The following is a 9,188-nucleotide window of genomic DNA, read 5'->3' as shown; positions in this document are numbered from 1 at the left end:
GGCGGCGCCGGCGCGGCGCACCGCCGCGGCCGGCCGGAGACCCGGCGGCCGCGGGGAGAGGGCCACCCCGAGGGGCGGCCCCTTCCGGATCAGGCGGCCTGGAACAGCTCCTGCGGCTTCAGGGTGTCGGTGCCCTTGTTCCAGTTGCAGGGGCAGAGCTCGTCGGTCTGCAGCGCGTCGAGGACGCGGACGACCTCCTGCGGGTTGCGGCCGACATTCAGGCCGTTGACCGAGGCCCACTGGATGATGCCATCCGGGTCGACGATGAAGGTGGCGCGCAGCGCGACGCCCTCGTTCTTGTCCAGGATGCCCAGCGCCGTCGACAGCTCGCGCTTGGTGTCGGCCAGCATCGGGATCGGCAGGTCGTTGATGTCCTTGTTGTAGACGCGCCAGTTCAGGTGCACGAACTCGCTGTCGGTCGAGGCGCCGTAGAGCACCGCGTCACGGTCGGAGAACTCGCCGTTCAGCTTGCCGAAGGCGGCGATCTCGGTCGGGCAGATGAAGGTGAAGTCCTTCGGCCAGAAGAACACGATCTTCCACTTGCCGGCATCGGACTCGCTGGTGATCTCGACGAAGGACTTGCCCGGGCCCTCGAGGCCCTCCGGGCCACCCTTCACGGCCGTCAACTTGAACGCGGGGAACTTATCGCCAACCGTCAGCATGGGATCTTCTCCGTTCTCGAAACTTCTCTCGCAGGGCAGAGCGGCGATCCCGATGGGACCGGCCCCTCTCCCCGCGGCACGCCTCGTTATGTATGCTGCGCCGCACACATGCCAATGAATAGTTTTCGACGAAACCATCGGCTGGATCGATGACCCCGCTGCCCAGCCCCCAGCAGCTGCGCTACCTCGTGGGCCTGGCCGACCATGGTCATTTCGGCCGGGCGGCGCGGGCCTGCGCGGTGACGCAATCGACCCTGTCGGCCGGCATCATCGCGCTGGAACGCCAGCTCGATGCCAGCATCCTGGAGCGCGGCCCGGCCAAGCGCCCGGTCTTCACGCCGCTCGGCCTGCAGCTGGTGGAGCGCGCGCGGCAGGCGCTGGCGGCGCTCGCCGCGGTGGCCGAGACCGCCGCCGCCGCGCGCGACCCGATGTCGGGGCCGCTGCGGCTCGGCGTCATCCCGACCATCGGGCCGTTCCTGCTGCCGCGGCTGATGCCGGCGCTGCGGGAAGCGTTTCCACGGCTGCAGCTGTGGCTGCGCGAGGACCTGACCGACCGCCTGGCCGAGGACCTGGCCGCCGGCCGGCTGGACCTGCTGCTGCTGGCGCTGCCGGCCGCCCTGCCGGAGGCGGAGACGCTGCGGGTGGCGGAGGACCCTTTCATCGCCGCGCTGCCGCTGGGCCATCGCCTGGCCGGCGAGCCCAGCCTGCCGGTGGCGGCGCTGGCCAGCGAGCGGATGCTGCTGCTGGAGGACGGGCATTGCCTGCGCGACCACACGCTGGCGGCCTGTGGCCTGCAGGCTTCGGTGAGCAGCGACGGCTTCGCCGCGACCAGCCTGCACACGCTGGTGCAGATGGTGGCCGGCGGCCTTGGGGTCACGCTGTTGCCCCGACTCGCCGTGGAAGGTGGCGTGCTGGCTGGCGCTTCGGTGCTGCTGAAGCCTTTGGACAGTCCGCAGACGCGCGGTCTGGGCCTGGCCTGGCGCGCGCATTCGCCGCGGGCTGCCGAGTTCCGCAGCATGGCGCCGGCGATCGCCGCCGCGATTGCCGGCAGTTGAATCAGCCGCTTGGCCCTATTTCGTTCCGATTCTCATCGATGCGCCCAAGAATCAGAAAAAAGATGGGGGTTCGGGGGAATTCATTCCCCCGACCTTGCTTATTGACATCCCCCCTCCGCACCCCCTACACGCGCCCGCTCTAAGAGGGTGCCCCGATGAAGATCCGTAACAGCCTGAAGAGCGCCAAGACGCGCGACAAGAACTGCGTTGTGGTTCGCCGCCGCGGCCGTCTGTACGTGCTCAACAAGAAGAATCCCCGCCTGAAGGCGCGCCAGGGCTAAGTCCCCGGCCGCTCCTCGCGGAATTTTCTGAAGAACGCCGCCGTGGTGCGCACCACGGCGGCGTTTTTCGTTGTGCGCTTGCCGCTGCCGGGGTGGGGCCGCATTCTCCGGCGCAAAGCCAGGGGGGAGCGCGGGCCATGATCGAGTTGCCGAAGCCGGATCCGGCCGTGCTGGCCCGCCGGGACGAGATCGTGGCGGCGTTGCGGGCGCTGGTGCCGGATAGCGGCCGGGGCCAGGGCGTGATCGGCGATGCGGTGCGGCTGAAGGCCTATGAGACGGATGGGCTGTCGGCCTATCGCCAGCCGCCCTTGGCCGTGGTGCTGCCGACCAGCACCGAGCAGGTCGCGGCCGTGCTGCGCTACTGCCACCAGAACAACATCCGGGTGATCCCGCGCGGCGCCGGGACCAGCCTGTCGGGCGGCGCGCTGCCGCTGGAGGATGGGGTGGTGATCGGGCTGATGCGGATGAACCGCATCCTGGAGGTCGACTATGCCGACCGGCTGGCGGTGGTGGAGGCCGGCGTCACCAATATCGGCATCACCCAGGCGGTGGCCGGCGACGGCTTCTTCTATGCCCCCGATCCGTCGAGCCAGCTGGCCTGCATGATCGGCGGCAATGTCATGATGAATTCCGGCGGTGCGCATTGCCTGAAATACGGGGTGACGGCGGGCAACCTGCTGGGCGTCAAGCTGGTCACCATCGAGGGCGATGTCATCGACATCGGCGGCGCCCATCTCGACGCGGCCGGCTATGACTGGCTGGGGCTGATCACCGGCAGCGAGGGGCAGCTCGGCATCGTCACCGAGGTGACGGTGCGGATCCTGCGGGCGGCGGAAGGGGCGCGGGCGATGCTGGCCGCCTATCGCAGCAACGAGGTGGCCGGCGAGGTGGTGGATGCCATCATCGCCAGCGGCATCATTCCGGTGGCGCTGGAATTCATGGACCGCCCGGCGATCCATGCCTGCGAAGCCTTCGCCCATGCCGGCTATCCGCTCGATGCCGAGTCTCTTCTCATCATCGAGGTCGAAGGCAACACCGCCGAGCAGGACTTCCTTCTGGGCAAGCTGAAGGAAATCTGCGGGCGGTTCGACCCGATCTCGCTGCGTGTCGCGGAGACGGCGGAAGAAAGCCTCGCCATCTGGAAGGGCCGCAAGGGCGCCTTCGGGGCGGTGGGGCGGATTAGCCCCGACTATCTCTGCATGGACGGCACCATCCCGACCGGCGAGCTGCCCCGCGTCCTGCGCCGCATGCAGGAGATGTCCGACGACTACGGGCTGAAAGTGGCGAACATCTTCCATGCCGGCGACGGCAACCTGCATCCGCTGATCATGTTCGACGCCAACGACCCGGAAAGTTTTCGGAAGGCCGAGGCCTTTGGTGCTGACATTTTGAAGCTCTGCGTCGAGGTCGGCGGCTGCCTGACCGGCGAGCACGGCGTCGGCGTCGAGAAGCGCGACCTGATGAACGTCCAATTTTCCGAAATCGAGCTGACCCAGCAGCGGGCGATCAAGTCGGCCTTCGACCCGCAATGGCTGCTGAACCCCGCGAAGGTCTTCCCGCTGGCCGGCAATCCGCTGCTGGAGCGGCGCGCATGAGCGCGGCCTTCGAGCTGGCGCCCGCCGACGAGGAGGGCGTGGTCGCCGCCGTCGCCCAGGCCCGGGCCGATCGGGCGCCGCTGGCCATCTGCGGCAACAATGGCCGCGCCGGCAGCCTGCGCCCGGTGCAGGCGGCGGCGCGGCTGTCGGTGCGCAACCTCGCCGGCGTGACGCTGTACCGGCCGCAGGAGATGGTGCTGTCGGCGCGGGCCGGCACGCCGCTGCCGGTGATCGAGGCCACGCTCGACGCCAACCGGCAGATGCTGGCCGCCGAGCCGCCGGATTTCTCGGAACTCTTCGGGGTGGCGACGCCGCCGACGCTGGGCGGGCTGGTGGCGAGCAACCTGTCCGGTCCGCGGCGAATCGGCGTCGGCGGCGCCCTGCGCGACCAGGTGCTGGGGGTGCGCGCGGTGACCGGGCGGGCCGAGGTGATCCGCTCCGGCGGGCGGGTGCATAAGAATGTCACCGGGCTGGACCTGTGCAAGCTGCTGGCCGGCAGCCAGGGCACGCTGGGCATCCTGACCGAGATCACGCTGAAGCTGCTGCCGCGGCCCGAGGCCAGCCTGACGCTGGCCATCGCCGTGCCGTCGCTGGCCGCCGGCGTCGCGGCGCTGGCGGCGGGGCTGGGCAGCCCCTTCGGCGTCAGCGGCGCGGCGCTGCTGCCGGCCGGGGGGCATGGCTTCGCCGGCCCCACCGCGGTGCTGCGGATGGAGGATTTCCTGCAGTTCCTGCCGCACCGCTCGGGGGTGCTGCGCGGGGCGCTGGCCGAATTCGGCGCGGTGACCCTGCTGGAGCAGGCCGCATCCGAGTCGCTGTGGAAGGATATCCGCGAGGCGCGGCTGCTGCAGGCAGCACCCGACGAGGCGGTGTGGCGGTTGTCGCTGCGGCCCTCGGCGGCGCCGGCCGCGGCCGGGCAGCTGATGCGGGCCTTCGATGCCCGGCTGCTGCTGGACTGGGGCGGCGGGCTGGTCTGGGTGGCGGGCCCCGCGACCGAGTCGGCGCATGGCGCGGTGATGCAGGCGGCCGCGGCGGCGGGGGGCAGCTTCACCCTGTTCCGCGCGCCGGACCCGCTGCGCCTGGCGGTGCCGGTGCTGCCCGCCGAGCCCGCCCCGCTCGCCGCCATCGGCGCGCGGGTGAAGGCGGCGATGGATCCGGACGGGCTGTTGAATCCCGGCCGGATGGGGCGGTGAGGGTCGGCGCGTCAGCGCAGCCTGCAGCCGGCAAGGCCGGCTGAGCGCCCGAATGGGCGCCGGCGCTTGAGGCAGCCCATAGCTTTAAATCTTGTCGAACCAGGCCTTGGGCCGCATCGGCGGCTCGGGCCGTAGCACGGTGCCGGTGGAAAGCGCTGCTGTCTGCCCCGGCAGTTGCAGCAGGGCGGCGCGGCGGGCGAGCTCAGCCTGGCCACCCGGCTGGGTGGACAGGGTGGAGCTCTGCGGGTCGGGCTGCCGAAGGATCTCGGCTTTCAGCGCGGGGTACATCAACATCTTGTGTCCTCCGTTTTTTGCCGTTTGTCTGCCCATAAGCAGCGATTTCGCGCCTTAAAAGTTGCTCATCCGACAATGTTGCGGGGGTGGCGGGGGCTCAGCCCCGGGAAAGGGCCGCCGCTTGCGCCGGCGCCGCTTCCCCCCCACCCTGGGCGGCAGGGGACGGACCACACCATGCAGACGAATTTCACCGCGGCGCAGCTCGCGGACCAGGATATCAGCGCCAGCAACACCATCCTGCGCAGCTGCGTGCATTGCGGCTTCTGCACCGCAACCTGCCCGACCTTCGTGCTGCTGGGCGACGAGCTCGACAGCCCGCGCGGCCGCATCTACCTGATCAAGGACATGCTGGAGAGCGGCCAGCCTGCCACCGAGGCGGTGGTGCGGCATGTCGACCGCTGCCTGTCCTGCCTGTCCTGCATGACCACCTGTCCGTCCGGCGTGCACTACATGCACCTGGTCGACCATGCCCGCCGCTATATCGAGGAAACCTACACCCGCCCTTGGCCCGAGCGGCTGCTGCGCCAGGTGCTGGGGCGGACGCTGCCCTATCCTCGCCGCTTCCGCCTGGCGCTGGCCGCGGCGCGCGCCGCCCGGCCGCTGGCGGCGCTGCTGCCGAAGCAGGGGGTGATGGCGACCCGGCTGCGGGCGATGCTGGCGCTGGCGCCCGCCAGCCTGCCGCCGGCCGCTGCCGCCGGGCCGCAGCTGCATCCCGCCGAGGGGCCCCGCCGCGGTCGGGTGGCGCTGATGACCGGCTGCGCCCAGACCGTGCTGGCGCCCTCGATCAATGCCGCGACCATCCGGCTGCTGACGCGGATGGGGCTGGAGGTGGTGGTGGCGCGTGGCCAGGGCTGCTGCGGCGCGCTGAACCACCATATGGGCCAGCACGACCCGGCCATGGCCTTCGCCCGCGCCAATATCGAGGCCTGGACGCGGGAGATCGACGGCGAGGGGCTGGACGCCATCGTGGTCAACGCCTCGGGCTGCGGGACCACGGTGAAGGATTACGGCTTCATGTTCCGCGCCGAGGCTGAGCCCTGGCCGGCCCGCGCCGCGGTGGTCGCCGCCCGCGCCCGCGACGTCTCCGAGGTGCTGCTGCAATTCGGCTACGAGGCCCGCCGCCCGGCGCCGGGGCTGACCGTCGCCTACCACGCCGCCTGCAGCCTGCAGCACGGCCAGAAGATCACGGCGGCGCCGAAGCAGCTGCTGCAGAAGGCCGGCTTCACGGTGAAGGAGCCGGTCGAGTCGCATCTCTGCTGCGGCTCGGCGGGCACCTACAACCTGATGCAGCCGGAGATCGCCGGGCAGCTGAAGGCGCGCAAGCTGGGCAATCTGGCGCGCACCGGCGGGCGGCTGATCGCCAGCGGCAATATCGGCTGCCTGACGCAGCTGGGCAGCGCCAGCCTGCCGGCAATCCACACGGTGGAGCTGCTGGACTGGATGGCCGGCGGCCCGGCGCCGGCGAACCTGCCGGCCCCGCCTTGATATGACACCGCCCTGATCGTCTGACGGCCCTGAGAAACGCCAAAGGCCCGGGGGGTCCCGGGCCTTTCAGCGCATCATCGGCCGTCCGCCAGGATCAGGTCGCCAGGATCAGGCGGCCATCTTGCGGGCGGCGCCGTCGCGGGCCAGCACGGACATGGCTTCCGCCACCAGCCCCGCGGCATCCTCCGACCCGGCATCGAGGCAGCAGCGCTCGGCGTGGCTCAGCAGCCGCAGCACGGCAGCCAGGTCGCGCTGCGCCTGATGGGTCCAGAGGACCGCAGCAATCGGAGTGTCCATGGGGAAAAATGCCTGCGTGTGGAGAGAAAAAGCTGCGTCCCCGTACACCTCTTCGCGAGCAAGGAACAGCGGAAAGCGTCAAGCGTCAGCTGAGCTTGGCCCGGCTGGCGCCTGGCCGCGTGACCGGTCCGGGCAGCAGCGCGGCCGCCATCGCCGCGTGATGCGCCGAATCGGCGGCGCCGAGGCGCAGGCACTCGGCCTCGACATAGGTGAGCATGAGCATCAAAGCCCCCTGATCGACCTCGCCCACGGGGCGGCGCTTCTCGGAAGAAGGGGGTGTGCAGCGCAGGGCAGACGCCATGGTGACTGTGCCTTTCGTTCCTCGGGGAACCGGCGTTCGGGCGCCGGACCTCACATTTCCGTGAGTACCATTCCGAAATTTACGATGCAAGAACGATTGCCCGGTTTTGCGTTGCGGAATACCGCAGCCCATGGTGCGGGCCGCCGCCAGGCCATAGGCTGCCCCGGAAATCCGGAGCGAATCGCTAATGCCCGCCGCGTCCCGCCTTGCCTGCGCCGACGCACCGCCCGCGGCGGAGCGGGACGGCCTGGCCGGCGCGGATGCGGCGCTGAGCCGCCCGCCCGGAGGTCATTGCACCACCCCGCGCTCCATCTGTCACAAGGACATGGCATCGCCGGTCGCGTTGTGATGGCATGGAACCGTGGTGCGACCGGCGCGGACGCCACCACCAATTCTGCAGAAGGAGGATACCGTCCATGGCACGTCTGGCCCTGGTCACCGGCGGACAGCGCGGCATCGGCGCCGCCATCAGCGAGGCCCTGCACCAGGCAGGGCGGACCGTCATCGCCTCCTATGCCGGCAATGACGCCGCCGCCGCCGCCTTCACCGAGCGGACCGGCATCGCCTGCCTGAAATTCGACGTCTCCGACTACGAGGCCTGCAAGGCGTCGGTGGCGAAGATCGAGGCCGAGCACGGTCCGATCGAGATCCTGGTGAACAATGCCGGCATCACCCGGGACGGCACCATGAAGCGCATGGACCGCACCATGTGGGACGAGGTGATCGATACCAACCTCGGCTCCTGCTTCAACCTGGCCAAGCTGGTCTGGGAGGGCATGTCGGCGCGCAAGTTCGGCCGCATCGTCAATATCGGCTCGATCAACGGCCAGGCCGGCCAGTACGGCCAGGTCAACTACGCCGCCGCCAAGTCGGGCATCCACGGCTTCACCAAGGCGCTGGCCCAGGAAGGCGCGCGCGCCGGCATCACGGTGAACGCCATCGCGCCGGGCTATGTCGATACCGAGATGGTCCGCGCCGTGCCGGAAGACGTGCTGCAGAAGATCATCGCCCGCATCCCGGTCGGCCGCCTGGGCCATGCCGAGGATATCGCCCGGGGCGTCTGCTTCCTGACCGCGGACGAGGCCAGCTTCATCACCGGGTCGACGCTGTCGATCAATGGCGGGCAGCATATGTATTGAGGAAAGGCGAGGGGCGCCGCCCCTCGACCCCGCCGCCGCCTGGCCTTGCGGCCTGAGGCGGGACGCTGATGAAGGTGGGGGTCTGGGGGCATTCAATGCCCCCAGATTCTTTCTTACCGGTTCACCACCGGCTCCTTGTCGCCGATGGCGCGGTTGGCCAGCCACGAGACGATGGCCACCACCAGCGCGCCGAAGAAGGCCGCGCCGAAGCCCGAGATCGTCATGCCGGGCATCACCAGCGCCGTCAGCCCCAGCATCGCCGCGTTGACCACCAGGGTGAACAGGCCGAGCGTGACGATGTTCAGCGGCAGCGACATCAGCATCAGGATCGGCCGGATCAGCGCATTGACCACGCCGAAGACGATCGCCGCGATGATCAGGTTGAAGGGACCGCTGAAGTTGATGCCGCCGATCAGCATCGCAGCGCACCAGAAGGCGAAGGCCGTGATGGCCGTGCGGGCGAGGAAACCCATCTTGAGACTCCATGCTGTCCTGTCGCCGAAACGCGACGCGAGCACGGCGGTTGCGCGGGCGTGAGTGCGGCGACGCTGGCAGGCCTCGGCGCCATGCTGCTCTGGGCCTTCCTGGGCGTGCTGGCGAAGCTCGCCGACGGCATCCCGCCGCTGCAGGTCACCGCCATCGGCATGGGGATCGGCGGCGGCGCGGCGCTGGCCCTGGTCTGCGCCCGCGGCCGGGCGCGGCGGCTGCGCCAGGGCGGCATCGCCTGGCTGCACGGGGTGGGCGGGCTGTTCGGCTATCACGCGCTGTATTTCGCCGGCCTCGCTCTGGCCCCGGCGGTCGAGGCCAATCTGCTGAACTACCTGTGGCCGCTGCTGGTGGTGCTGCTCTCGGCGCCGATCCTGGGGCTGCCGACCAGCAGGGCACACCC

12 protein-coding genes are annotated in these 9,188 nt (G+C 70.1%); 7 read left to right on the top strand and 5 right to left on the bottom strand.

Annotated elements, in window-relative coordinates; all coding sequences use genetic code 11:
• Window positions 1-89: 89 nt before the first annotated feature.
• Window positions 90-662: a peroxiredoxin gene (locus GVN67_RS26360; protein WP_160000298.1), complete on the bottom strand. Its 573-nt coding sequence runs from the start codon at window positions 660-662 to the stop codon at window positions 90-92.
• A gap of 149 nt (window positions 663-811) precedes the next feature.
• On the opposite strand from GVN67_RS26360, the gene GVN67_RS26355 reads away from it, so the two are divergent.
• The 4 genes from GVN67_RS26355 (at window position 812) to GVN67_RS26340 (ending at window position 4,783) form a co-directional block, all read left to right on the top strand.
• Entirely contained in the window at window positions 812-1,717 is a 906-nt protein-coding gene (locus tag GVN67_RS26355; RefSeq protein WP_160000297.1) for a hydrogen peroxide-inducible genes activator, read from the top strand.
• A 155-nt stretch (window positions 1,718-1,872) separates the two neighbouring features.
• Complete coding sequence (gene ykgO, locus GVN67_RS26350; protein WP_076960648.1) at window positions 1,873-1,998, top strand: type B 50S ribosomal protein L36; 126 nt, start codon at window positions 1,873-1,875, stop codon at window positions 1,996-1,998.
• A gap of 137 nt (window positions 1,999-2,135) precedes the next feature.
• The gene (locus GVN67_RS26345) at window positions 2,136-3,593 is read left to right on the top strand and encodes an FAD-linked oxidase C-terminal domain-containing protein (protein WP_160000296.1); all 1,458 of its coding nucleotides are present in this window, start codon (window positions 2,136-2,138) and stop codon (window positions 3,591-3,593) included.
• The gene (locus GVN67_RS26340; protein WP_160000295.1) at window positions 3,590-4,783 is read left to right on the top strand and encodes an FAD-binding protein; all 1,194 of its coding nucleotides are present in this window, start codon (window positions 3,590-3,592) and stop codon (window positions 4,781-4,783) included. The genes GVN67_RS26345 and GVN67_RS26340 overlap by 4 nt, the downstream gene beginning before the upstream one ends.
• A gap of 84 nt (window positions 4,784-4,867) precedes the next feature.
• Here the strand turns inward: GVN67_RS26340 and GVN67_RS26335 are convergent, their stop codons facing one another.
• Entirely contained in the window at window positions 4,868-5,077 is a 210-nt protein-coding gene (locus GVN67_RS26335; protein WP_160000294.1) for a hypothetical protein, read from the bottom strand.
• 174 nt (window positions 5,078-5,251) lie between these two features.
• Between GVN67_RS26335 and glcF the strand changes: the two genes are divergently transcribed.
• Complete coding sequence (glcF, locus tag GVN67_RS26330) at window positions 5,252-6,562, top strand: glycolate oxidase subunit GlcF (RefSeq protein ID WP_160000293.1); 1,311 nt, start codon at window positions 5,252-5,254, stop codon at window positions 6,560-6,562.
• Window positions 6,563-6,670: 108 nt separating this feature from the next.
• On the opposite strand, the gene GVN67_RS26325 is transcribed toward glcF, so the two are convergent.
• Window positions 6,671-6,859, bottom strand: coding sequence for a soj family protein (locus GVN67_RS26325; protein ID WP_160000292.1), 189 nt, complete (start codon window positions 6,857-6,859; stop codon window positions 6,671-6,673).
• An 85-nt stretch (window positions 6,860-6,944) separates the two neighbouring features.
• A complete protein-coding gene (locus GVN67_RS26320) occupies window positions 6,945-7,082 on the bottom strand; it encodes a hypothetical protein (RefSeq protein ID WP_160000291.1) in 138 nt (45 codons plus the stop codon).
• Between the two features lie 494 nt (window positions 7,083-7,576).
• On the opposite strand from GVN67_RS26320, the gene phbB reads away from it, so the two are divergent.
• A complete protein-coding gene (gene phbB, locus GVN67_RS26315; protein WP_160000290.1) occupies window positions 7,577-8,299 on the top strand; it encodes an acetoacetyl-CoA reductase in 723 nt (240 codons plus the stop codon).
• A gap of 113 nt (window positions 8,300-8,412) precedes the next feature.
• On the opposite strand, the gene GVN67_RS26310 is transcribed toward phbB, so the two are convergent.
• The gene (locus GVN67_RS26310; RefSeq protein ID WP_160000289.1) at window positions 8,413-8,772 is read right to left on the bottom strand and encodes a phage holin family protein; all 360 of its coding nucleotides are present in this window, start codon (window positions 8,770-8,772) and stop codon (window positions 8,413-8,415) included.
• 60 nt (window positions 8,773-8,832) lie between these two features.
• On the opposite strand from GVN67_RS26310, the gene GVN67_RS26305 reads away from it, so the two are divergent.
• The coding region (locus GVN67_RS26305; protein WP_160000288.1) for an EamA family transporter at window positions 8,833-9,188 on the top strand (356 nt) is incomplete at its 3' end.

Source organism: Roseomonas sp. 18066 (assembly GCF_902706185.1).
GTDB lineage: Bacteria > Pseudomonadota > Alphaproteobacteria > Acetobacterales > Acetobacteraceae > Pseudoroseomonas.
This window is presented reverse-complemented; position numbering and strand designations above follow the sequence as displayed.

What these genes read in the sequence shown, in the direction of transcription:
- GVN67_RS26310 (WP_160000289.1), bottom strand. Translation starts at nt 8,772, where the DNA reads ATGGGTTTCCTCGCCCGCACGGCCATCACGGCCTTCGCCTTCTGGTGC.
- GVN67_RS26345 (WP_160000296.1), top strand. Translation starts at nt 2,136, where the DNA reads ATGATCGAGTTGCCGAAGCCGGATCCGGCCGTGCTGGCCCGCCGGGAC.
- glcF (WP_160000293.1), top strand. Translation starts at nt 5,252, where the DNA reads ATGCAGACGAATTTCACCGCGGCGCAGCTCGCGGACCAGGATATCAGC.
- GVN67_RS26340 (WP_160000295.1), top strand. Translation starts at nt 3,590, where the DNA reads ATGAGCGCGGCCTTCGAGCTGGCGCCCGCCGACGAGGAGGGCGTGGTC.
- GVN67_RS26325 (WP_160000292.1), bottom strand. Translation starts at nt 6,859, where the DNA reads ATGGACACTCCGATTGCTGCGGTCCTCTGGACCCATCAGGCGCAGCGC.
- GVN67_RS26360 (WP_160000298.1), bottom strand. Translation starts at nt 662, where the DNA reads ATGCTGACGGTTGGCGATAAGTTCCCCGCGTTCAAGTTGACGGCCGTG.
- GVN67_RS26355 (WP_160000297.1), top strand. Translation starts at nt 812, where the DNA reads ATGACCCCGCTGCCCAGCCCCCAGCAGCTGCGCTACCTCGTGGGCCTG.
- GVN67_RS26320 (WP_160000291.1), bottom strand. Translation starts at nt 7,082, where the DNA reads ATGCTCATGCTCACCTATGTCGAGGCCGAGTGCCTGCGCCTCGGCGCC.
- ykgO (WP_076960648.1), top strand. Translation starts at nt 1,873, where the DNA reads ATGAAGATCCGTAACAGCCTGAAGAGCGCCAAGACGCGCGACAAGAAC.
- phbB (WP_160000290.1), top strand. Translation starts at nt 7,577, where the DNA reads ATGGCACGTCTGGCCCTGGTCACCGGCGGACAGCGCGGCATCGGCGCC.
- GVN67_RS26335 (WP_160000294.1), bottom strand. Translation starts at nt 5,077, where the DNA reads ATGTTGATGTACCCCGCGCTGAAAGCCGAGATCCTTCGGCAGCCCGAC.